This window comes from Micromonospora sp. DT62, from assembly GCF_049847285.1.
Lineage (GTDB): Bacteria > Actinomycetota > Actinomycetes > Mycobacteriales > Micromonosporaceae > Micromonospora > Micromonospora reichwaldensis.
This window is the reverse complement of record NZ_JBNCOB010000001.1, coordinates 474,760-497,488: the sequence shown is the minus strand read 5'-3', so window position 1 is coordinate 497,488 and position 22,729 is coordinate 474,760. Positions and strand designations below refer to the sequence as shown.

Sequence of the window (22,729 nt, the reverse complement as noted above, 5' to 3'; positions counted from 1 at the left end):
CGCGCCCCACCACAACTGCGTGATCGACGCGGAGACGGACGTGGAGGCGGGCGTGGGGCGCGGGGTGGGGAGGGGTCAGGGGGGTGTGGTTATCGGCACCGGGCCGGTGAACGGGGAGCTGCCGACGACGTTGAACGACCGGATCCGGTAGTGGTAGGTGACGCCGCGCGCCAGCCCGGTGTTGGTGAAGCCCCGGCCGGTGACGGTGAAGGTTGCCACCTCCCGGCCGAACGCCGGGTCCAGCGCCCGCTGCACGATGAACCCCGCGCCCGGTGCGGCCGGCGTGCTCGCCGCCCAGGCGAGGATCACCGTCGCCGTGTCCGGCCCGGGTGCCGTCGCGGTGGCGGTCACCCCCGTGGGCGGGGTCGGTGCCGGCGGGGTGGTCGCCCGGGCCACCGTCGACCAGGCCGACGCGGCGCCGAGATAGGTGGTCCGCACCCGGTAGTAGTACGTGGTGTCGGGGGCGACGGCGATGTCGAGATGGTTGTCGCCGACGCCGATCGCGGTGGTGCCCGGCCCGCTGCTGAACGTCGGGTTGGTGGCCCGCTGCACGTCGATCCCGGTGGCGAAGGAGCGGTTGGCCCAGCGCAGCGCGATCCGCAGCGGCGCGGCCGGCGGGATCGCCGCGGTCAGCCCGGCCGGCGCGGCGAGGTGCACCGAGGCCGGCACGCTGTTGGACCACGTGGAGCAGCTCACCGCGTTCTCCGCCCGGATCCGGTAGTGGTAGGTCACCCCGGGGGTGACGCTGGCGTCGGTGTAGCGGGTCGCCGTGGCCGCCACGGTGATCGCCGTGAGGCCCGCCGTGAAGGCGGCGTCGGTGGCCCGTTGGAGCTGGTGGCTGGTGGCCGGTGGCCGGCTGCCGTTGCCGGTCCAGGTCAGCGCGATCGCGGGCAGCGCGGTGGCCGAGCCGGGGGCGGGGGTCGCGGTCAGCCCGGTCGGTGCCCGGGGCGACACCCGCAGCACCAGCGGCCGGATCATGCCCTGGTCCCGGTGGCCGCCGAGCTGGCTGTGCCAGTGGTACTCCCAGCCGAGGTTGACGAGCTGGTTCACCACGACCGCGGGGCGGCCGTCGACCGGGCTGACCGGGGTCGAGCCGGTCCGGGCGCCCGCCGGCCGTAGCGGGTCGAGCAGCCGTACGCTGTCGCCGATCTTGAACGGCAGGGGCGGCGCGACCGGCCGGAGCGCGACGATCACGTCCTCGCGCGGGTCGACCCGGACGACCTGCTTCCAGCCCCGCTCCGCCGGGTGCGGCCGCCGGGTGGCGCCGTCCCAGCCGACCCGGCCGACCAGCTGCACGTCGCAGCCGGTGAACCGCACCGGCTGGGTCTGCCGGCTGTTGCCGCGGATCCGCCAGAGCTGGGTGCCGTCGCCGGCCCCGCCCACCGCGACGGCCGGGTCGCTGACGTGCAGCACCTCGGTGGCCGGGTCGGTCGGCCCGAGCGGCAGGACGGTGGAAGAGAGCGGCCCGGCGTGCGGGTGCCCGACGCCGAGCCGGCCGACGAGCCGGCCGTGCTCCGGTTCGAAGACCTGCTGCACCGCCTTGACCTCCAGCGGCAGGAGCACCGGGGCGGCGGCGCCGGCCGGGACGAAGCTGACCGTCGTGGCGTGCACCGGGACCACCGTGTCGCGCGCGGTCCGGGTGCCGAACGCCACGTCGTACGCCGGCTGCGGCACGATCGGCGGGCGCTGGCTGGCCGCGTACGCCTCGGGCAGGCGCCCGCGCAGCCGCGCCAGGTCGTACGGCGGCGCCGGGGTGCCGGCGACCCGGAACTGGAGCAGGGTACGGGTGTTCGGCCCGTACCCGGGGCGGGTCGGCGGCGCCCCGCCCTCGGCGCTGCGGTCCGGGGCGCCGGTGAAGTGGTCGGCGCGCGGGTCGAAGCCGGGCAGCGGGGCCGGGCAGTCGTTGTAGAGGATCAGCGTGCCGCCGGGCGCGACGGTGGAGAAGTCCACCAGCACGTCGGCCGCCTCCCCCGGGGCGAGCAGCAGCGCGTGCGCGTCGACGTTGAGCACGGTCGGGTCGCGCCGGTCGTACCGGTAGCCCACCGGCCGGTTCGGCACCACCACCGGCGCGGGCAGCAGGCCGCACTCGTTGCCGATCTGGACGAGCTCCGGGCCGGCGGCGCGCGGGTCCGGCACCCCGCCGTCGCGCCCGTCCGTCGGCCAGCCGGCGGGCCGGTCCGGTGCGCGTACCGCCTCCACCATCGGCACCTCGCCGGCGTCGGCGTCGACCAGCCCGCCGTCCGGGTCCCACATCGGTCCGTCGGAGCGGGCCCGGTAGAGCTGGAGGTTCAGGCCGCGGTCCAGGCAGGCGTTGAGGATCCGGAACCGGTACGTCCTCGGCTCGACCTCCAGGTACGGGTACGCGGTCCCGTTGACCAGCACGGTGTCGCCGAACGCGTCCGGCACCGCCGAGGGGTGCGGGACGCCGGGCGCGAGCGATGGCTCGTCGGGTGCGGCGACGGGATCGTGGTGCGGGTTCGGCACGGGGTCCGCCCGGTGCCGCGTACCGCCGTGCTCCCGCTGCCCGGCGTCGTCGCCCGTACGCGACCACGGGCCGTAGTCCCACCGGCCGGTCGGGTTCGTCCCGTCGGCCCGGTGCGGGTTCTGTCGGGGCTGGTAGACGTGCGGGTGCCAGAGGCTGCCCCGGGAGCCCCAGCGGTCCCGGTCCCACGTCGGGTCCTCCCCGGCGAGCTGGGCGTCCTCCGACACGAACGTCTTGTCCTCGATCACCAGGGGCACCTGGTCGGCGGGGAGCACCTGGTCGGCGACGAGCCGCTCCTCGGCGGGGTCGGTGAGCAGGTAGAGGGCGACCTGCCCGGAGTAGACGGTGAGCCGGGCCAGGCCGACGGTGTTGTCGTGGAACCAGCACAGCCGCCCGCTCTGCTCGTTCGGGTAGTAGAGCGTGGTGGCGCCCGCGCCGGGCGGCGGCATGTCGGGCACGTGGGTCAGGCCGGGCCCCGTCGGGTAGGGGGTGATCTCACCGGCCGGGGTCACCCACTGCCAGGGGTTGCCGGCGCTGGTCCAGCCGGTGTGGGCGCCCGCCAGCCGCAGCACCGCCCGGTTCTGCGGGTAGGGCGCCGGGCCGTCGAGTGGGCCGGCCCCGGCGCCGTCGACGGTCGGGTCGACCGGCAGGAAGAGTTCGCCGGAGCGGCCGGTGGGGAGCTGGTTGATGAACTTGACCCGGACCGGCCGGCCGCGCCGGGCCAGGATGAGCGGGCCGAGGTGCCAGGGGCGCCCCGCCGGCGCGACCGTGTTGTGCCCGTGGGCGTCCGTGCCGAGGTTGAGCTGCCGGTAGCCGCGCAGCCGGGTCGCCGGCAGGTCCCGGTGCAGCCGCTGCGCGTACTGCTCCAGGCCGATCTCGTAGTAGTCGCTGCCCGGATAGCTGACGGTGTCCGGCACCGCCACCGGCAGGTGGGCGCCCAGCTCGGTGCGGCCGAGTGCGCCGGGGCGGGGCAGCGCGTCGACGAACTTGCGGATGCCGGTGCCGGGCACCACGCAGCCGTCGGCGTCGACGACCGGCAGCGGGCTGCGGGCCTGGTTCGGCAGCGGGCCGAAGTAGCGCGGGACGGCGGCCGGGTCGAGGCTGGCCGGCGCGGCGACCGGCTCCGCCGCGCGCCGGGCCGCCGGCACGGGACCCGCCCCGGTCCCGTCGGCGTCGTGCTCGGCGCGGGCGCTCGCCCGCTCCGCCCACGGGATCCGGAGTCTGCGGAACAGCTCCATGGCTCTCCCCGGTGTCCGGGCGCGGCGGCCACCACGTCGGCGTGGCGGACCGGTCGCGCGTCGCTGACGATGCGTGAGGAGTCAACCGCAGCATGCAACCTCGACGGCGATGTTAGGAAGTACCCAATCGTCCGTATCTGCGGGAGGGCTGCGACTCACCGCCGTGCCGGCGGAGTGTCCCGCCCGACACGCCGACCGGGTGGCTGCGTGCCGCACCGGCCCGGCCGTGTCAGTCGGCGGGACGCTCCGGCTGGCAGACCGGGCACCAGTAGGTGACCCGCTCGCCCAGTTCCTCCTTGCGGATCGCGGTGCCGCACCGCCGGCAGGGCTGGGCGCGCCGGCCGTAGACGTAGCTGGTCTGCCCCCGGCGCAGCAATCCGGTGGTGCTCTGGGTCCAGCGGCCCCGGTTCGCCGCGAGCAGCTTCTGCGCCAGGGCGACGGTGCCGGCGAGGTCCGGCACCGCGCGCACCGGGGTCCACGGCGAGACGCCGCGCAGGAAGAGCACCTCGCACTTGTAGAGGTTGCCGACGCCGGCCAGGTTGCGCTGGTCCAGCAGCGCCTCGGCGATGGTGACGTCGGGGTCGGCGGCCAACCGGCGCACCGCCTCCGCCGGGTCCCAGTCCGCGCCGAGCAGGTCGGGGCCGAGGTGCCCGACGAGCGACTCCTCGTCGGCGGTCGGCACCAGCGCCAACTCGTGCAGGTGGTAGCCGACGGCGACCGCCCGCGCGCTGCGCAGCACGACCCGGATCAGGTGCGCCGGCCGGCCCGTCCAGCGTTCCCCGGACGCGTACGCCCGCCAGGCGCCGTCCATCCGCAGGTGCGAGTGCAGCGTCCAGCGCGCCCCGCCGTCGTCTCCCGGGGCCGCGTCCCCGGCCGCACCGCCACCCTGCGCCGAGGCCGTGTCACCCTGCGCCGAGGCCGTGTCACCCTGCGCCAAGGCCGTGCCGGCCTGCGGTGCGATCGGGGCGTCGGGCGGTGGCGTGGCGTGCGGTGGGGCGGTGAGCCGCAGCAGCAGGTGCTTGCCCCGGCTGGCCGACTCCCGCACCGTCCAGCCGGCGAGGTCGGTCGCGGCGAGCTGCGGCACCCGGAAGTCGCTGCCGGTCAGGCGGGCGCCGGCCAGGGCACGGTGCAGTACGCGGGCGGTGTTCCAGACGGTGTCGCCTTCGGGCACCCGTCCATCCTTCCTCGTCCGAGTCGAATTCGCATGTGTCGCTATTTGTATGGAGGTTCCTGTCGATCTACTGACAAGGGCACGATCAGGGAGTTCTGAGGAGAATGCCCATGATTCTGCCCCAACGTCGCGCCCGTACCGCCGCCCTGACCGTCATCCTCGCCCTCGCTCTCGTACCCGCCCCGAGCCCCGCGCTCGCCGCCGACGGCGGCGAACGGTGGAGCACCGACCTCTCCCGCGTCGACGCCGACGACGTCAACGTCCGGCACACCCGCGCCGGCCTCCGCCTGGCCGACCCCCGCCCCGCGCCGGCCCGCGCGCCCCGCAGCGCGGTCGCCGAGGGGATCTTCCTCGCGTCGCCGCGCACCCTGGCCCGGCCGGCCACCCGGATCCGCGCGGCCGTCGACGCCCGCACCGCCGCCGGCGGCACCGCCGAGGCCCAGGTGCGGGGCTGGCGGGCGGCGGGCTGGACCGAGTGGCGCGAGGCCGCTAGCGGGGCGGTCTTCGACCGGCCGGTCACCCGCGTGCAGACCCGGGTGGTGCTCACCGCGAGCCGGCCGGGCGCGACCGCGGAGGTGCGCGCCGTGCGACTCACCGCCGACACCGTCGCCGCCGTCGCCGCCTCGCCCGGCCGCACCTACCGGGTGTACGCGACGCGGATCGGGCTGGTCGGCGAGGTGACCGCCAACGGGCACACGATCGTGGTCGGGGACCACTTCGTCGCGCTGCCGTCCCGGCGCGCCCTGGCCCCGGGGAACACCGGCGACTACACCGTGCGGGTCTGCACCACCACGGGCAGCCGCTGCGAGTACGCCCCGGTCTGGGACGTCGGCCCCTGGAACACCCGGGACGACTACTGGAACCTCAGCGCCGTCCGGGAGGACTGGAAGGACCTCCCGCAGGGCCGGCCGCAGGCACAGGCGGCCTACCAGGACGGCTACAACGGCGGGCGGGACCAGTTCGGGCGGGTCGTGTTGAACCCGGCCGGCGTCGACCTCGCCGACGGCACCTTCTGGGACGGGTTGCAGCTCACCACCAACGCCTGGGTGGACGTGGCGTACCTGTGGACCGGCGACGGCCCGCGCGGCGTGGTCGGCGACGGTCCGCTCAACATCCGCGCCGGCGCCGGCACGGGGTACGCGGTGCGCGGCCTGGCCGCCCGGTACGCCAACGTGCCGATCGAGTGCTACGTGACCGGGCAGACCGTCGCCGGCCCGTACCGGACCACCAACCGGTGGAACCGCCTCACCGGCGGCCAGTACGTCAGCCACGCGTACGTCTCGGCGGTCTACGGCGGCACCGTGCCGCTCTGCTGACCACCACCGCGTACGCCCGCCGGGCCGGCCGGCCCCGGTCCGGCCCGGCGCCCGGGTCGTCCGCCCCCGCCGGCCCGGCGCCCGCCCGACCCCTTGCCCGGTCGGCCCGTTGCCTGCCCGGCCCGCCCGCTGCTCAGCCGGCCGCGACGCGCAGCAGGTCGCCCGGCGCCACCGCCAGCAGGTCCGCCGCCCGGCCGCCGTTGACCGCCACGGCGACCAGGCCGGCGGAGTCGGCGTGCACCAGCAGCCCGCCCGGTCCGGCGTCGCCGAAGGTACGCCCGTGCACGGCCTCCCGCCCGGGCCCGGCACCCGCGTCCGGTCGCACCCGGACCCGGACCGGCAGCGGCGCCAGCAGGTCGGCCGGCGCGGCCAGTTGGACGTTGCCGAAGTGGTCGACGGTCAGCACCTCGGCCGTGAACCCGTCCGCCTCCCGCCGGAGCACCGGCGCCGGCAGCCGGACCAGGGACTCCGGGTCGACCGCCGAGCCGACCCCGGACAGCGGTGCGCCGAGCGCCAGCCGCGCGGCGACCGGCGCGAAGACGTCCCGGCCGTGGAACGTGCGGGAGACCTCGGGCGCGAGCCACTCCGGGTCGGTCAGCTCGACGGCCCCGGTCACCCCGCCCAGCACCTCGGCGGCCTCCACCAGCAGACCGTTGTCCGGCCCCACCAGCAGCCCGCGGGGCGTGGCCAGCGCGACGCCCCGCCGGGTGGTGCCCACGCCCGGGTCGACGACGGCCACGTGCACCCCCTGCGGCAGGTGCGGCACGGCCTGCGCGAGCACCGCCGCGCCCCGGCGTACGTCGGCCGGCGGGACGAGGTGGGTCACGTCGACGACCCGCGCCTCCGGCGCCAGCCGCGCGATCACCCCGTGGCAGGCGGCGACGAATCCGTCGGCGAGGCCGTAGTCGGTGGTCAGCGAGATCCACGGGGCGCGGGCCGCGCCGGCGGGCGGGCCGGCGACGACCTGCCGACCGTGGACCGGGCGGCCGGCGGCGACCCGTCCCTCGGCGGTGAGGGGCAGTTCCGGGACCGGTCCGTCGGCGGTGAGGGGCAGTTCCAGGACCAGCTCGTCGTGCAGCGGGATGCCGTCCTCGCCGACCACCGGGACGCTCGGCTTGAGCCGGCGGGCCCGGTCCACCGCGCCCCGGTCCACGCGCACCAGCCGCAGCCCGCGCCGCTGGTAGAACCGCAGCGCCCGCAGGTTGTCGTTCGTGGTGACGAGCCAGAGCCGGGCCCGGCCGTCGGCCCGGGCCACCTCGCCGGCCGCCGCCAGCAGCGCCGTGCCGACGCCGCCGCCGGGCGTCGCGGCCACCACGCTGACCACCTCCAGCCCGTCGGCGTCATCGTGGTGGGCGAGCGCCCCGACGACCGCCCCGGCCCCGTCGGTCGCCACCAGCGTGGGCAGCGTACGCAGGTCGTACCGGGTGTCGTGGGCGACGACGTACGGCCCGCCCCACTCGCGTTCGTGCAGTGCGTCCACGGCCGCCCGGTCCCCGGCCCGCGCCGGCCGGACGATCACCCCGTCCGCCCCGTCCACCACGGTCATCGTCGGCTCCCCTCGTCGACCGGTCGGGATCGTACCGACGCCGGCAGCCCGCCCCGGTCGACCGGGGCGGGCTGGCAGAAATGGGACAGCCGCACTGACCGACCGGCCACTGCCGGGACGGGATCCGGTTGGGCAGACTGCCAGGGGTGACCAACCGGAGCCTGCCCGCCGTCGCGGTGCTCGTGATCGCCGCCGCCCTCACCGCCGCCTGCGGCGACGACGCGGAGGACCGGCGCGCCGCGCCGCCGGCCGCCACGGCGTCGACCCCGGCCGACGTACCGTCCCCGGGCCCGAGCGGCGCGGCGGAGGCCACGGCGACGGCCGCCGCCCCGCCGACGGGGGCGAGCCCGGCGGGTCCGAGCGCCAGCGGGTCCACTCAGCGCCGCCCCGCCAGCCCGCCGCCGGTCAAGCTGCCGGCCCGCCCGACCGGGATGCCCGGCGCGCGGCAGGTCGTCGACGCGTTCAAGGCCGCCGGGCTGAAGGTGCCGAACCCCCGGGACCGGTCGGTCGAGTGCGGCCCGGACGGGCTCGGCCTGGGCTGCTCCGAGCTGGTCGCGACCGACGCCGTCACCGTGTACGTCTTTCCCGACGAGACCAGCGCCAGCGACATCGCCGAGACGTGGGGCGGCCAGTCGTTCCGGCGGGGCACGGTGGTGCTCAACTACCTGGAGGCGAAGACCCCCGCCGCCGATCGCGCCAGGTACGAGAAGGTCCTCACGGGCCTGCGCTGACGGTGCGGGTCAGCCGCGCAGGCGCAGGCCGCGCGGGGTGGCCCGGAAGCCGGCGGCGGTGAGGGCGTCGCGCAGCGGCGTGGAGCGCACCGCCTCGCCGTCGGCCCGCTCCACCGACATCGCGCCCAGCGCGCCGGAGTGGACCGCGTCGGCGAGCGCCTTCCCGGCCGCCGTCAGCAGGTCGGTGTCGTCGGTGAAGGAGAGGATCGTCCGCCCGCCGCGTTCGACGTAGAGCACCAGGTCGCCGGCGACCAGCACCACCACGGCGCCGGCCTTGCGCCCCGCCCGGTGCCCGGTCGCCGGGGCCGTCCCGTCGCCCGAGTCGACCACCCGCTCCGGCCAGGACAGCGCCGCACCGTACGGGTTGGCCGGATCCGTCGCGGCGAGCACCAGGGTGGGCCCGCCGCGCCCCCGCCCGCCGTCGGCCGGCTCGGCCAGCGCCCGGATCCGGTCCACCGCCCCCGGCACCGCGAACTGCGCCGCGCCCAGTCCCTCGACGAAGTAGCCCCGCCGGGCGGCGCCGCGTTCCTCCAGCGCGGAGAGCACCGGATAGACCGCGGCGAAGCCGCCAACCACCTGCTCGGCCATCACCGCGCCCCGGGTCACCACGCCGTGCCGTTCGAGCAGCACGTCGGCCAGGGCGGCGGCGCGCCGGGTCGGGTCGGTGTCGCGCTCCGGCAGGCGGGACCAGCGGCCGGCCACGGTCGGCGGGCCCCCACGCGTCGGCAGGGCCACCCGCCCGGGGCGCCGGTAACGGGTGCGCGGCGCGGTGGCACGGGACTTGTGAGCCCCGCCGCCGCCGAGCGCCGCGCGCAGCGGCGCCAGGGTGTCGTTGGTGAGGTGACCGGCCCACACCAGGTCCCAGACGGCGGCGGTCAGCGCGGCGTCGTCGGTGGAGCCGACCCGGTCGGACAGCGACCGGAAGAACAGCGCCTGCCCGTCGCCGAGCGCGTCCAGCACCGCGTCGTGCAGCGGGGTGCGGGTGAGCGCCTCGTCGGGCGGGGCGAGCAGCAGCGGCGCGATGTCCGCGTAGGCCAGGGTGACCCAGCCGTCCCCGCCGGAGATGGCCCCGGAACCGGCCCAGAGCACCTCGCCGCTGGCACAGAGCTCGTCGAGCTGGGCGGGGGAGTAGTCGGCGACGCGGCCGGGCAGCACCAGCCGCTCCAGCGCCGACGCCGGCACCGCCGCGCCCTGCAACTGCTCCACGGCGGTGGCCAGCGCCTCCACTCCCCGCGCGGACGAGCCGACCTGCTGCCAGCGGGGCAGGAACGCGGCCAGCGCGCGGGGCGGCACCGGCTCGATCTCCCGGCGCAGCGCGGCCAGGGACCGGCGGCGCAGCAGCCGCAGCACCTCCGCGTCGCACCACTGGCTGCCGGCCGTGTCGGGGGTGAACTCGCCGGCGACCACCCGGCCGGTGGCGGCGAGCCGGCGCAGCGTCTGCTCGACCACGAAGACGCCGAGCCCGAAGCGGGCCGCGCAGGTGGCGGCGGCGAACGGCCCGTGCGTACGCGCGTAGCGGGCGACCAGGTCGCCGAGCGGATCGGCCACCGGGGCGAGGTACGCCTCGGCCACCCCGACCGGCAGGGCCACGCCGAGGGCGTCGCGCAGCCGCGCCGCGTCCTCGATGCCGACCCAGCGCTCCTCGCCGGCGATGCGCACCCGCAGCACCCGGCGGGCCGCCGCCAGCTCGGTCAGCCAGCCGGGGGAGGCGCCCCGCTCGGCCAGCTCCGCCTCCGACAGGTCGCCGACCACGCGGAGCAGCTCGACCACGTCCTCCGCGTCGCGCGCGCGGCGCTGCTCGGTCAGCCAGCGCAGCTGCCGCTCGGTCTCGGCCAGCACCGCCGGATCCAGCAGCTCCCGCAGGTCGACCCGGCCGAGCAGCTCGCCGAGCAGGGTCGAGTCCAGCGCCAGCGCGGCGGCCCGGCGCTCGGCCAGCGGCGCGTCGCCCTCGTAGAGGAAGGCGCCGACGTAACCGAAGAGCAGCGACCGGGCGAACGGCGACGGCTGGGCGGTCTCCACCTCGACGAGGCGCACCTTGCGGGCGGCCAGGTCGCGCATCAACCCGGCCAGCGCGGGCTGGTCGAAGACGTCCTGGAGGCACTCCCGGGCGGCCTCCAGGGTGACCGGGAAGTCGGCGTACTCGCGGGCGACGTCGAGCAGCTGGGCGGCGCGTTGCCGCTGCTGCCACAGCGGCTGGCGGCGGCGCGGGTCGCGGCGGGGCAGCAGCAGCGACCGGGCGGCGCACTCGCGGAACCGGGACGCGAAGAGCGCGGACGTGCCGACCGACTCCTCGACGAGCTGGGCGATCTCCTCGGCCTCGAAGACCACCACGTCGGCGCCGGGTGGCTCGTCCGCCGTGTCCGGCAGGCGGACCACGATGCCGTCGTCAGACGGCATCACCTGGGCGTCCACGCCGTAGCGCTCGGCGAGCCGGCGGCCGATGGCCAGCGCCCACGGCCCGTTGACCCGGGCGCCGAGCACGCTGTGCACGGCCAGCCGCCAGTCGCCCAGCTCGTCGCGGAACCGCTCCACCACGACGGTGCGGTCGTCGGGCAGGGAGCGGGTGGCGGTGCGCTGCTCGCGCAGGTACGCCATCAGGTTGCCCGCGGCCCAGTCGTCCAGGCCGCCGGCCCGCAGCGCGGCGACCGCCGTCTCGTCGTCCTGCCGCAGCAGCGAACGCACCCGGGCGCCGATGGCCCGGCCCAGCTCGACGGGGCGGCCGAGCTGGTCGCCCTTCCAGAACGGCATCTTCGCCGCCTGCCCGGGGGCCGGGGAGACCAGCACCCGGTCGGGGGTGATCTCCTCGATCCGCCAGGACGACGAGCCGAGCAGGAAGACGTCGCCGACCCGGGACTCGTAGACCATCTCCTCGTCCAGCTCGCCGACCCGGGCGGCCCGCTCGGCCCCCGCCAGGAAGACGCCGAAGAGGCCCCGGTCGGGGATCGTGCCGCCACTGGTCACCGCGAGCCGCTGCGCGCCGGGCCGGCCGGTGAGCGTGTCGGTGGCGCGGTCCCAGACCAGCCGGGGCCGCAGCTCGGCGAACGCGGTGGACGGGTAGCGGCCGGAGAGCATGTCGAGCACGGCGTGCAGCGCCGAGTCGGGCAGCTCGGCGAAGGGGGCCGCCCGGCGTACGAGCACGGCCAGGTCACCGACGCGCCACGGCTCCAGCGCCACCATGGCGACGATCTGCTGGGCCAGCACGTCGAGCGGGTTGCGCGGGTGGTGCAGCTCCTCGATGGCGCCGTCGGCCATCCGCTCGGCCACCACGGTGCACGACAGCAGGTCCCCCCGGTGCTTGGGGAAGACCACCCCGCGGGAGACCGCGCCGACCTGGTGCCCGGCCCGGCCCACCCGTTGCAGGCCGGCGGCCACGCTGGGCGGCGCCTCGATCTGCACCACCAGGTCGACGGCGCCCATGTCGATCCCCAGCTCCAGGCTGGAGGTCGCCACCACGGCGGGCAGCTGGCCGGACTTGAGCGCCTCCTCGATGTGCTTGCGCTCCTCCCGGGAGACGCTGCCGTGGTGGGCGCGGGCGATCACCGCCGGTGCGCCGGCCGCCGCGCCGGCCTGCGCCATCAGCTCCGCCGGCGTGTGGCCGACGCGCACCGGCCCTTCGGGGCCGCCCCACTCCTGTGCGCCGCGCGGCGACGGGGTGGACCCGCCGGCCTGTTCCTCGCCGGCCAGCTCGTTGAGCCGGGCGCAGAGGCGCTCGGCGGAGCGCCGGGAATTGGTGAAGACGATGGTCGAGCGATGTGCCCTGACCAGGGAGAAGACGCGTTCCTCCACCGCCGGCCAGATGGACGCCCGGCGCGCGCCGAGGCCGCCGAGGTCGTCCTCCGGCGGCTCCTGCTCGTCGAGGCGGGTCATGTCCTCCACCGGCACCTGGACGCTGACCTCGATCGTCTTGGCGGTGGGCGGCGCGACCACGTCGACGGGGCGGGCGCCGCCGAGGAAACGGGCGCACGCGTCGAGGGGCCGGACGGTGGCGGAGAGGCCGATCCGCTGTGCCGGGGCCGGCAGCAGCTCGTCGAGGCGTTCCAGGGAGAGCGCGAGGTGGGCGCCGCGTTTGGTGCCGGCGACCGCGTGCACCTCGTCGAGGATCACCGTCTCGACGCCGCGCAGGGAGTCGCGGGCGGCGGAGGTGAGCAGCAGGAACAGCGACTCGGGTGTGGTGATGAGAATGTCCGGCGGGGTGCGGGCGAAGGCCCGCCGCTCGTCGGCGGGGGTGTCGCCGGTGCGCATCCCCACGGTGATCTCCGGCGGGGCGACGCCGAGCCGGGTGGCGGCCTGCCGGATGCCCGTGAGGGGGGTGCGCAGGTTGCGCTCGACGTCGACCGCGAGCGCCTTGAGCGGGCTGACGTAGAGCACCCGGCACCGCTGCCGGGGGTCGGCCGGGGCGGGCTCGCGGGCGAGCCGGTCGAGCGACCAGAGGAACGCGGCCAGTGTCTTGCCCGAGCCGGTGGGGGCCACCACCAGCGCGCTGCGCCCGGCGGAGACGGAGCCCCAGGCGCCGGTCTGGGCGGCGGTGGGCGCGGCGAAGGCGGCACCGAACCACTCCCGGGTGGCCGCGCCGAAACCCGCCATCGCATCCGTCACGCCATCCATCCTGCCCCGGCGGTGTGACATCCAGGCCGTGGGCGGAGGGTCATTGCCCCACCCTGGCTCATACGCGATGTTTGCGCGTTCAATCCGTTAAGTCTTACTTAACTGCTTGCTTGTATCCCACAACATAAAGTAACTTCACCCGAAGCGTCGGCCCGGGGTGGAGGAGATCGGATTGACCGTCGAGCAGCGGAGCTTCGAGCCCGGCACCGACGTGCTCATCCGCAAGGTCGACGGTCACCTCGCTGCCGTCCGCACCGGGCTGTCCGGCCCGGAGCTGGAGCTGGCCGAGCGGCTCGCCGCCGCCCTGCGGGAGCTGGTCGCTTCCACCGCGCAGGCCAGCGCGGCCGACCGGGGGCAGGTCCGCGCCGCGGTGCACTACTTCGTGCTGCGCCGGGAGAGCCGGGGCCGGCTGCTGCCGGTGCGCTCCCTCGCCGCCGCCCAGCGGGTGGTCAACAAGGTCGTGGTCCAGCTCGGCCGCCCCGACCTGCTGGTGGAGCCCCGTCGCGAGCGCCCCGTCCGGGAGCCCGTCGCCCCCACCGCCGACGTCGCCGTCGGCTGACGCCCGCCCCTCCGCCTGCGCCCGACCTCGGTGGCGAGGACCACGGCGGCGTCCAGCGCGGCGGTGCGGGTCCGCCCTTCCGCCTCCGCCCCGGCCAGCTCCCAGCTCCCCGCCCGCGCCCGGCCGCCCCTGCGCGTCGCCCCCCGGCTGACGGCTGGCCGGCCGTCTCGGCCGGTTACCCGGACACGGGCGACAACGGGACGAATTCGCGCAAAACCGCCCGCCGGGCGACGATCTGGCGTGTGATCGCACCTAGGTGCCGTCCCACCTCCGGCGCGCGCCGCAGCCACCTCGACCGGGAGCGCGGGTGCTCGTACTGCTGATCCTCCACTTCGCGGCGGCCCTCGTCGCGCCGCTGCTCGTCCGGTGGTGGGGTCCCCGCGCCTGCTACCCGCTGGCGCTGGCGCCGGCGGCGGCGTTCGGCTGGGCGCTGGCCCGCACGCCCGCCGTCCACGACGGCGGCGCGGTGGTCGAGACGTACCCGTGGATCGGTCAGCTCGGCGTCGACCTGGCGCTGCGGCTGACCACCCTGTCCTGGCTGATGACCCTGCTCGTCGGTGGTGTCGGCGCGCTGGTCCTGGTCTACAGCGCCCACTACTTCGGTCGGGAGTCCGCCGGCGTGGCCCGGTTCGCGGCCGTGCTGGTGGCCTTCGCGGGGGCGATGCTCGGCCTGGTCCTCGCCGACGACCTGCTGCTGCTCTACGTCTGCTGGGAACTCACCACGATCTTCTCGTACCTGCTGATCGGGCACAGCACCGAGCGGCGCTCCAGCCGGTGGGCGGCGGCGCAGGCGCTGACCGTGACCACGTTCGGCGGGCTGGCGATGCTGGTGGGGTTCATCATGCTCGGCGGGCACGCCGGCACCTACCGCTGGTCGGAGATCACGGCAGCCCCGCTGCCGGGCGGGGCGTACCTCGTCGCGGCGGTCGTGCTGATCCTCACCGGGGCGCTGTCCAAGTCGGCGGTGCTGCCGTTCAGCTCGTGGCTGCCGGTGGCGATGGCGGCGCCGACGCCGGTGAGCGCGTACCTGCACGCCGCCGCGATGGTGAAGGCCGGCGTCTACCTGATCGCGCTGCTCGCCCCGGTACTGGCGGCCGCCGGCCCGTGGCGGCCCGTGGTCGTGGTCGCCGGCCTGGCGACCATGCTGACCGGGGGCTGGGCGGCGCTGCGGCAGACCGACCTGAAGCTGCTGCTGGCGTACGGCACGATCAGCCAGCTCGGCCTGATCGCGGTGGCCGTCGGGGCCGGCACCCCGGACACCGCGCTGGCCGGGGTGGCGATGCTGCTGGCGCACGCCCTGTTCAAGGCGCCGCTCTTCCTCGTCGTCGGCATCATCGACCACGGTGCCGGCACCCGCGACCTGCGGGAGCTGTCCGGGCTGGGGCGCAGGGCACCGCTGCTCGTCACCGTGACGGTGCTCGCCGCCGCCTCGATGGCCGGGCTGCCGCCGCTGGTCGGCTTCGTCGCCAAGGAGGCCGTGCTGGCCGCCTTCACCGACCGGCCCGCCGTCGTCGCCGTGCTGGTGGTGGGCACCGCGCTCACCGTCGCCTACAGCGCCCGCTTCGTCTGGGGCGCGTTCGCCACCCGCCCGGGCGTGGAGCCGGCCGTGCTCGGGCGGATCCCCGCGTCGATGCTCGCCCCGCCGGCCCTGCTGGCCGCCGTCGGGCTGGCCGCCGGACCGGCCGCCGGGATCCTCGACGGCCTGCTCCGCCCGTACGCCGAGTCGTTCGGCGTCGTCGGCGAGGACCTGGCGCTCTGGCACGGCCTCAGCCCCGCGCTCGGCCTCTCCGCGCTGGCGGTGGCCGGCGGCGCGGCGCTGTTCGCGCTGCGCGGCCCGCTCGCCCCGGTGCTGGCCCGGCTGCACGTCCCGGTCACCGGCAACCAGGGGTACGAGTGGCTCATCCGCCGCTTCGACCGGCTGGCCATGAGGGTCACCGGCGCGACCCAGCGGGGCTCGCTGCCGCAGTACCTCGGCGTCATCCTGGTCGTGCTCGTCCTGGTGCCCGGCGGGGCGATGCTGGCCACCCGTCCGTGGCAGGAACGGATCGCCCTCTGGGACAGCCCGGTGCAGGTCGTGGTGGTGGCGGTGGTGACCGTCGCGGCGGTGCTGGCGGTGGGCGCCCGCCGGCGGCTGACGGCGATGCTGCTGGTGGGCATGACCGGTTACGGCACGGCGATGCTCTTCGTGGTCCACGGCGCGCCGGACCTGGCACTGACCCAGTTCCTCGTCGAGACCGCCACCATCGCGGTGTTCGTGCTGGTGCTGCGCCGGCTGCCGGAGCGGTTCTCGGCCCGACCCAGACGCCTGAAGTGGGCGCGTCGGACGATCGGGCTGGTGGTCGGCGTGGTGGTCGGCGGGCTGGCCCTGACCGCCGCCTCGGCCCGGCGGGCGCCCACCATCTCCGCCGAGTTCCCGGACCTGGCCGTCACCCACGGCTACGGCCGCAACGTGGTCAACGTGACCCTGGTCGACATCCGGGCCTGGGACACGATGGGCGAGCTGTCGGTGCTGGTGGTGGCCGCGACCGGCGTGGCCAGCCTGATCTTCCAGCGCTCCCGCTCCGGGCCCCGCCCGCGCCGCCCGGAGCGGCCGAACCGGGTGCAGCGGCCGGGGCACCGGGTCTGGCTGCGCGGCGGGTCGACCCTGCACGAGCGGCAGCGTTCGATCGTGCTCGAGGTGGTGACCCGCCTGGTCTTCCACACGGTGGTGGTCTTCTCCCTGTTCCTGCTCTTCGCCGGCCACAACGCGCCGGGCGGCGGTTTCGCCGGCGGCCTGGTGGCGAGCCTGGCGCTGGCCGTGCGCTACCTGGCCGGCGGCCGCTACGAGCTGGCCGAGGCCGCCCCGGTCGGCGCCGGCACGGTGCTCGGCGCCGGCCTCTTCGTCTCGATCGGCACCGGCGCCGTCGCCCTGTTCGCGGGCGGCTCGGTGCTCGAGAGCGCCCGGGTCAACCTGTGGCTGCCGCTGATCGGGGACTTCTACCTGATCACGTCCCTCTTCTTCGACGTGGGCGTCTACCTGGTCGTGGTGGGGCTGGTGCTGGACATCCTGCGCAGCCTCGGCGCCGAGGTGGACCGGCACATCGAGGCGGCCGGCGAGTCCGGGGGCGGCCTGCGGGTCGACGGGCACGGGGAGCGGACGTGAGGACGGGCGGCGCGGGACCGACCCTGGTGCTGGTCGTCGCCGCCGGGGTGCTGGTCGGCTGCGGGGTCACCCTGCTGCTGGAACGCAGCCTGACCCGGATCCTGCTCGGCGTCATCCTGCTCGGCAACGGGGTGAACGCGCTCATCCTGGTCGGCGGGCGCGCGGGTGCCGCCCCGGTGGTCGGCACGGCGCCCGCCGGCACGTTGAGCGACGCGCTGCCGCAGGCCATGATCCTCACCGCCATCGTGATCACCTTCGGGCTGACCGCGTTCCTGCTGGCGGTGAGCTACCGCAGCTGGTACCTCACGGGCGACGACGAGGTCCCCGACGACATCGAGGACCGGCAGATCAGGCAGGCGGCCGAGCGCAGCGAACTGGCCGCCGCCGACCTCGGCGGCGAGGGCCCGGACGCCGACCCCGAGCAGGTCGACCCGGAGCCGCCGCGCCGGCTCCGCCGCGGGGACGGCCCCGCATGACCGGGTACGCGGGACGGGGCGCCCGATGAGCTGGCTCGTGCCGCTGCCCGTGGTGGTGCCGCTGCTGGGCGCGGCGCTGACCCTGCTGCTGGCCCGGTGGCCCGGGCCGCAACGGGTCGTCAGCGTGGCCTGCCTGACCGCCACGCTGGCGGTGGCGGCGGTGCTGCTGGTGCAGGCGTACCGGCATGGACCGGTGGTGGTCCAGGTCGGCGGGTGGCCGGCGCCGGTGGGCATCGTGCTGGTCGCGGACCAGCTCGCCGCGTTGATGCTGGTGGTCTCCTCGGCGGTGACCCTGTGCGTGCTGCTCTACTCCGTCGGCCAGGGGCAGGGGGACTTCGGCGAGACCGTCCCGGTGACCATCTACCACCCCACCTACCTGGTGCTGACCGCCGGCGTGACCAACGCGTTCCTCGCCGGCGACCTGTTCAACCTCTTCGTCGGCTTCGAGATCCTGCTGGCCGCGAGCTTCGTGCTGATCACCCTCGGCGGCACCGAGACCCGGATCCGCACCGGCTCGACGTACGTGGTGGTCAGCATCCTGTCCTCGATGATCTTCCTCGCCTCGGTGGGGCTGGTGTACGCGGCCACCGGCACCCTGAACATGGCCCAGTTGGCGCACCGGCTGGACGCGCTCCCCGACGGCGTACGGCTGACCCTCCAGCTGATGCTGCTGCTCGCCTTCGGGATCAAGGCGGCGGTCTTCCCGCTCTCGGCCTGGTTGCCGGACAGCTACCCGACGGCGCCGGCCCCCGTCACGGCGGTCTTCGCCGGCCTGCTCACCAAGGTCGGCGTGTACGCGATCATCCGCACCGAGACGCTGCTCTTTCCCGGCGGCCACCTCTCCGGGCTGCTGATGGTGGTGGCCGGGCTGACCATGGTGGTCGGCATCCTCGGCGCGGTCGCCCAGTCCGACATGAAGCGGATCTTCTCGTTCACCCTGGTCAGCCACATCGGCTACATGATCTTCGGAGTGGGGCTGAGCACCGTGGCCGGGCTCTCCGGCGCGATCTTCTACGTGGTGCACCACATCACCGTCCAGACCACGCTGTTCCTGGTCGCCGGACTGGTCGAGGAGCGGGCCGGCAGCACCGACCTGCGACGCATCAGCGGGCTGGCCCGGACGGCACCGCTGCTCGGCGTCCTCTTCTTCGTCCCCGCCATGAACCTCGCCGGGATTCCGCCCTTCTCCGGGTTCCTCGGCAAGCTCGGCCTGCTCCAGGCCGGCGTCGCGGCCGGCGAGCCGCTGCCCGGCGTGCTGGTCGCGACGGGGACGGTGACGAGCCTGCTCACCCTCTACGTGGCCTCCCGGGTGTGGAACATCGCCTTCTGGCGCGCGCCCCGGCTGGCCACCACCGAGCCGGTCGTCCACCTGCCGGCGCTGATGGTGGGCGCGACGATCGCGCTGGTCGGGCTGGGGCTGGCGCTGACCGTCGTCGCCGGGCCGCTGTTCGACGTCACCGCCGACGCGGCGGTCGACCTGCGTGAGCGCACCCCGTACATCCGTTCCGTGCTGCCGGTCGGTGTCCCGTGACCCCGGCCTCCGGGGCGCCGCCGCGCGGGCGGGGGCGGCGGCGCGACCGGTTGATCGCCTTCGGCTGGCTGGTGCTGGTCTGGAGCCTGCTCTGGGGGGACTTCTCGTGGGGCAACCTCGCGGGCGGGGCGCTGGTGGCCGGTGCCGTGCTGCTGTTCTTCCCGCTGCCGCCGGTGAGCTTCGGCGGTCGGCTGCGCCCCGGGCCGCTGTTCGTCTTCGCGGTGCGCTTCGTCAGCGAACTGGTCAGCGCCAGCGCGCACGTCGCCCGGGTCGCGGTGCAGCCCGGCTACCGGCCCCGGGGGGCGATCATCGCGGTCCGCCTGCGGGTGCGTACCGACCTGAACCTGGCGCTCACCGCCGAGGCGATCTCGCTGGTGCCGGGCACGCTGATCGTCGAGGTGGACCGGGACGTCGGAGTCCTCTACGTGCACGTGTTCGACACCCACGGCCCGCAGGACCTGCGCGGCAGCCGGCGGCGGATCCTCGCCGTCGAGCGGCGGATCGTCCACGCGGTCGGCTCCGACGCCGAGGTCCGCCAGGTGAGCGCCGATCCCGTCGAGAGGGAACCCTGACCCGTGACCACGTTCCTCGCCGTCACCCTCACCACCCTGTTCTCGGTGACCGCCCTGCTGGCCCTGATCCGGCTCTACCGGGGGCCGTCGCTGATCGACCGGGTGGTCGCGGCCGACATGCTGCTCGCCACGATGGTCGGCGCGGTCGGCGCGGAGGCCGCGGTGAACCGCCACGCCACCACCCTGCCGGTGCTGGTGGCGCTGTCCATGCTCGGCTTCGTGGGATCGGTGTCGCTGGTCCGCTTCGCCGTCCGCGAGGACGGTGAGGCCTGATGTGGGGTGACCTGGCCGACTGGCTGGGCGGCGGCTGCCTGGTGGCCGGCGCCCTGCTGAGCCTCGCCGCCGGGATCGGGGTGCTGCGCTTCCCGGGCACCCTGGACCGGATGCACGCCGCGACCAAGCCGCAGGTGCTCGGGGTGCTGCTCCTGCTGCTGGGCCTGGGGCTGCGCCTGCGCACCCCGGCCGACCTGGGCATGGTGGCGCTGGTCGGGATCTTCCAACTGGCCACCGCCCCCGTGGCGGCCCAGATGATCGGGCGGGCCGCGTACCGGGCCGGCCGGGTCGAGCCGGGACTGCTCGACGCCGACGAACTCGCCCCCGCCGACCGCCGTGCGGGAGGCGGGGGCGATCCGTCCTGACCCGCGCGGACGTCGGGGGGCCTTCGGCACACCCTCAGCGGTTATCCAGCCGATTCCGATAAAATGGGCCGCATGATCGACTCTTCTGCCCAGGAGGGCAGCAGTAGCCAGCCGGGTCGTGCCCGGCGTATCCCGACCCCGACGACCCCGGGAGCCCTGAGCGACCCGTGTTGATCGTCGTTGGTCTTCTTCTCATCATCGTTCTCACCGTCGCCACGGGTTACTTCGTGGCCCAGGAGTTCGGCTACGTCGCCGTGGACCGGGGCCGGCTCAAGCAGCTGGCCGACGACGGCGACAAGGCCGCCGCCCGGGCGCTGGAGGTGACCGGGCGGCTGTCGTTCATGCTCTCCGGCGCGCAGCTCGGCATCACCGTCACCGCCCTGCTGGTCGGTTACGTCGCCGAGCCCTTCCTCGGTGCCGGGCTGGCCGAGCTGCTCGGGGTGGCCGGCGTCTCCACGGCCGTCAGTTTCCCGCTCTCGGTCGCCCTGGCCCTGACCCTCGCCACCGTGGTGCAGATGGTCCTCGGTGAGCTGGCCCCGAAGAACCTCGCCATCGCCCGGCCCGAATCCCTCGCGAAGGCCCTGAGCAGCTCCACCCTGATCTACCTGAAGGTCGCCGGTCCGTTGATCAAGCTCTTCGACCGGGCCGCGGTCCGGCTGCTTCGCCGCGTCGGCATCGAGCCGATCGAGGAGCTGCCCAGCGGCGCCACCCCGCAGGACCTGGAGCAGATCATCGCCGAGTCCCGCCAGGAGGGGCACCTCACCGACGAGATGTCCACGCTGCTCGACCGGGGGCTCGACTTCCGGGGGCTGACCGCGGGCGAGGTCATGGTGCCCCGCGTCGACGTGCACACCGTACGCGCGCACGAGCCGCTCAGCCGGGTGGTCGAGCTGCTGGACACCGGCAAGTCCCGCTTCCCCGTACGCGGCACCGAGGGCGTCGACGACCTGGTCGGCGTCGTCGGCATCGCCGACGTGCTCGGCGTACCCCCGGAGAGGCGTGCGAGCACCCCGGTCAGCGCGGTCGCCGGCCCTCCGCTCCTGGTGCCGGAGACCCTGCCGCTGCCGACGGTGCTGGACCGGCTGCGCTCCGGCCACCGGCAGCTCGCCTGCGTGGTCGACGAGTACGGCGGCTTCGCCGGCGTGATCACGCTGGAGGACATCGCCGAGGAACTCGTCGGCCCGATCCGGGACGAGGACGACCCGCCGGAGCGCGCCCCGGCCCGCCAGGAGGACGGATCCTGGGTGGTGCCGGCCCGCTGGCGCATCGACGAGGTGGCCGACAGCACCGGCATCTCGCTGCCCGAGGCACCGGAGTACGACACGCTCTCCGGCCTGGTCATGCGGGAGCTGGGGCGGGTCCCCGAGGTCGGTGACCGGCTGGAGATCAGCCTGCCGGCCGACGGCGAGGACGGCGCGGAGGAGCCGCGCGCCCTGGTCGAGGTGCTGGCCGTCGACCGGCACGTGGCCGACTCGGTCCGACTGCGGATCGCCGAGCCCGGGGAGGTGTCCGCATGAGCCCCGGCATCGCCCTCTTCACGTCGGTGATTCTGCTGGCGTTGAACGGCTTCTTCGTGGCCGCCGAGTTCGCCCTGGTGGCCAGCAAGCGTTACCGGCTGGAGCACGCGGCCGCCGGAGGCGGCCGGGCCGCCCGGGCCGCGCTCGACGGCGTACGCGAGCTGTCCCTGATGCTCGCCGGCGCGCAGCTCGGCATCACGCTCTGCACCCTGGGGCTCGGTGCGCTCGCCGAGCCGGCGATCGAGCACCTGCTGAGCCCGCTGCTGCACGCGGTCGGGCTGCCGACCGCCGCGAGCCACGTGATCGCGCTGATCTTCGCGCTCAGCGTCGTCACCTTCCTGCACCTGGTGGTCGGGGAGATGGCGCCGAAGTCCTGGGCGATCACCGACCCGGAGCGCTCGGCGGTGCTGCTGGCGCTGCCGTTCCGCGCCTTCGCGCGGGTCGCCCGCCCGGTGCTGTCGGTGATGAACGCCCTGGCCAACGCGATGCTGCGGCTGGTGAAGGTCAACCCGCAGGACCAGCTCGCCCAGGTGCACGGCCCGGACGAGCTGCGCATGCTGCTGGAGCAGTCGCGCGAGCACGGGCTGCTGGGCGCGGAGCAGCACCAGATGCTGACCAGCATGCTGGAGTTGCAGGGCACCACGGTGGCCCAGGTGATGGAGCCGTTCGACCAGATGGTGACGGTGCGCCGGGACGAGGGCGCCGACCGGATCGAGCAGGTCAGCCGGGACAGCGGCCGGTCGCGGCTGGCCGTGCTGGACGCCAACGGCGACGTCTGCGGCCTGGTCCACGTCCGGGAGGCGGTGCGGGCCACGACCACGGGGCGCGCGGTCAGCGCCGGCGACCTGATGACCAACGCCCTCACCCTGCCGGCCTCGGCGTCGGTGACTGAAGCCGTGGCGGAGATGCGCGCCCGGCAGTCCCAGCTCGCGCTGGTGCGCAACGGTGGCGGGCCGACCCGGCCGGTCGGGTTCGTCGCGCTGGAGGACCTGCTGGAGGAGGTCATCGGCGAGTTCGACGACGAGACCGACCAGGTGCCACGCGGTCGACGCATGAGGTGAGACCGGATGGGTGGCCGCTCTTCGTCGAAGTCGGGGCGGCCACCCGCCGGGTCAGCGACGATGGGGGTGCCCCCACCCGCCGGGTCGGCGACGATGGGGGTGGCCCCACCCGCCGGGTCCGCGACGACAGGGGTGACCCCACCC

15 protein-coding genes and 1 pseudogene are annotated in these 22,729 nt (G+C 75.6%); 11 read left to right on the top strand and 5 right to left on the bottom strand.

Annotation, left to right across the window (positions count from 1 at the left end; genetic code table 11):
- Positions 1-75 precede the first annotated feature (75 nt).
- Positions 76-3,720, bottom strand: a complete 3,645-nt coding sequence (locus ACPXCB_RS02205) for a hypothetical protein (RefSeq protein ID WP_425871646.1) — start codon at positions 3,718-3,720, stop codon at positions 76-78.
- Positions 3,721-3,949: 229 nt separating this feature from the next.
- On the bottom strand, positions 3,950-4,891 hold the full coding sequence (locus ACPXCB_RS02200) for a zinc finger domain-containing protein (protein WP_425871643.1): 942 nt from the start codon (positions 4,889-4,891) through the stop codon (positions 3,950-3,952).
- Between the two features lie 110 nt (positions 4,892-5,001).
- Between ACPXCB_RS02200 and ACPXCB_RS02195 the strand changes: the two genes are divergently transcribed.
- Positions 5,002-6,207: a hypothetical protein gene (locus ACPXCB_RS02195; RefSeq protein ID WP_425871641.1), complete on the top strand. Its 1,206-nt coding sequence runs from the start codon at positions 5,002-5,004 to the stop codon at positions 6,205-6,207.
- 133 nt (positions 6,208-6,340) lie between these two features.
- On the opposite strand, the gene ACPXCB_RS02190 is transcribed toward ACPXCB_RS02195, so the two are convergent.
- Together ACPXCB_RS02190 and ACPXCB_RS02185 are read right to left on the bottom strand one after the other, a co-directional pair.
- Positions 6,341-7,129 (bottom strand): SAM hydrolase/SAM-dependent halogenase family protein, encoded by a 789-nt coding sequence (locus tag ACPXCB_RS02190; protein WP_425872124.1) that lies wholly within the window; start codon positions 7,127-7,129, stop codon positions 6,341-6,343.
- A gap of 258 nt (positions 7,130-7,387) precedes the next feature.
- A pseudogene (locus ACPXCB_RS02185) lies at positions 7,388-7,753 on the bottom strand (GNAT family N-acetyltransferase); the annotation flags it as partial.
- 146 nt (positions 7,754-7,899) lie between these two features.
- Between ACPXCB_RS02185 and ACPXCB_RS02180 the strand changes: the two are divergent.
- The gene (locus tag ACPXCB_RS02180; RefSeq protein WP_425871639.1) at positions 7,900-8,484 is read left to right on the top strand and encodes a hypothetical protein; all 585 of its coding nucleotides are present in this window, start codon (positions 7,900-7,902) and stop codon (positions 8,482-8,484) included.
- Positions 8,485-8,493: 9 nt separating this feature from the next.
- Here ACPXCB_RS02180 and ACPXCB_RS02175 read toward each other — a convergent pair whose 3' ends face one another.
- Positions 8,494-13,089 carry an ATP-dependent helicase gene (locus tag ACPXCB_RS02175; protein ID WP_425871637.1) on the bottom strand — a complete coding sequence of 1,532 codons (4,596 nt, stop codon included), beginning with the start codon at positions 13,087-13,089 and terminating at the stop codon, positions 8,494-8,496.
- A 172-nt stretch (positions 13,090-13,261) separates the two neighbouring features.
- On the opposite strand from ACPXCB_RS02175, the gene ACPXCB_RS02170 reads away from it, so the two are divergent.
- The 9 genes from ACPXCB_RS02170 to ACPXCB_RS02130 all read left to right on the top strand — a co-directional run bounded on the left by ACPXCB_RS02170 (position 13,262) and on the right by ACPXCB_RS02130 (position 22,585).
- On the top strand, positions 13,262-13,648 hold the full coding sequence (locus tag ACPXCB_RS02170; protein WP_425871635.1) for a hypothetical protein: 387 nt from the start codon (positions 13,262-13,264) through the stop codon (positions 13,646-13,648).
- A gap of 307 nt (positions 13,649-13,955) precedes the next feature.
- Positions 13,956-16,790, top strand: coding sequence for a Na+/H+ antiporter subunit A (locus ACPXCB_RS02165; RefSeq protein ID WP_425871633.1), 2,835 nt, complete (start codon positions 13,956-13,958; stop codon positions 16,788-16,790).
- A complete protein-coding gene (locus ACPXCB_RS02160) occupies positions 16,787-17,266 on the top strand; it encodes a Na(+)/H(+) antiporter subunit C (protein ID WP_425871631.1) in 480 nt (159 codons plus the stop codon). The genes ACPXCB_RS02165 and ACPXCB_RS02160 overlap by 4 nt, the downstream gene beginning before the upstream one ends.
- Before the next feature lie 25 nt (positions 17,267-17,291).
- Positions 17,292-18,797: a Na+/H+ antiporter subunit D gene (locus ACPXCB_RS02155; RefSeq protein ID WP_425871629.1), complete on the top strand. Its 1,506-nt coding sequence runs from the start codon at positions 17,292-17,294 to the stop codon at positions 18,795-18,797.
- Complete coding sequence (locus tag ACPXCB_RS02150; protein ID WP_425871627.1) at positions 18,794-19,369, top strand: Na+/H+ antiporter subunit E; 576 nt, start codon at positions 18,794-18,796, stop codon at positions 19,367-19,369. Before ACPXCB_RS02155 ends, ACPXCB_RS02150 begins: the two co-directional genes overlap by 4 nt.
- Before the next feature lie 3 nt (positions 19,370-19,372).
- Positions 19,373-19,642 carry a monovalent cation/H+ antiporter complex subunit F gene (locus ACPXCB_RS02145; RefSeq protein ID WP_091620573.1) on the top strand — a complete coding sequence of 90 codons (270 nt, stop codon included), beginning with the start codon at positions 19,373-19,375 and terminating at the stop codon, positions 19,640-19,642.
- Positions 19,642-20,007, top strand: coding sequence for a monovalent cation/H(+) antiporter subunit G (gene mnhG / locus ACPXCB_RS02140; RefSeq protein WP_425871625.1), 366 nt, complete (start codon positions 19,642-19,644; stop codon positions 20,005-20,007). Before ACPXCB_RS02145 ends, mnhG begins: the two co-directional genes overlap by 1 nt.
- 167 nt (positions 20,008-20,174) lie before the next feature.
- Positions 20,175-21,524 carry a hemolysin family protein gene (locus ACPXCB_RS02135; protein WP_425871623.1) on the top strand — a complete coding sequence of 450 codons (1,350 nt, stop codon included), beginning with the start codon at positions 20,175-20,177 and terminating at the stop codon, positions 21,522-21,524.
- Complete coding sequence (locus tag ACPXCB_RS02130; protein ID WP_425871621.1) at positions 21,521-22,585, top strand: hemolysin family protein; 1,065 nt, start codon at positions 21,521-21,523, stop codon at positions 22,583-22,585. Before ACPXCB_RS02135 ends, ACPXCB_RS02130 begins: the two co-directional genes overlap by 4 nt.
- Positions 22,586-22,729 lie beyond the last annotated feature (144 nt).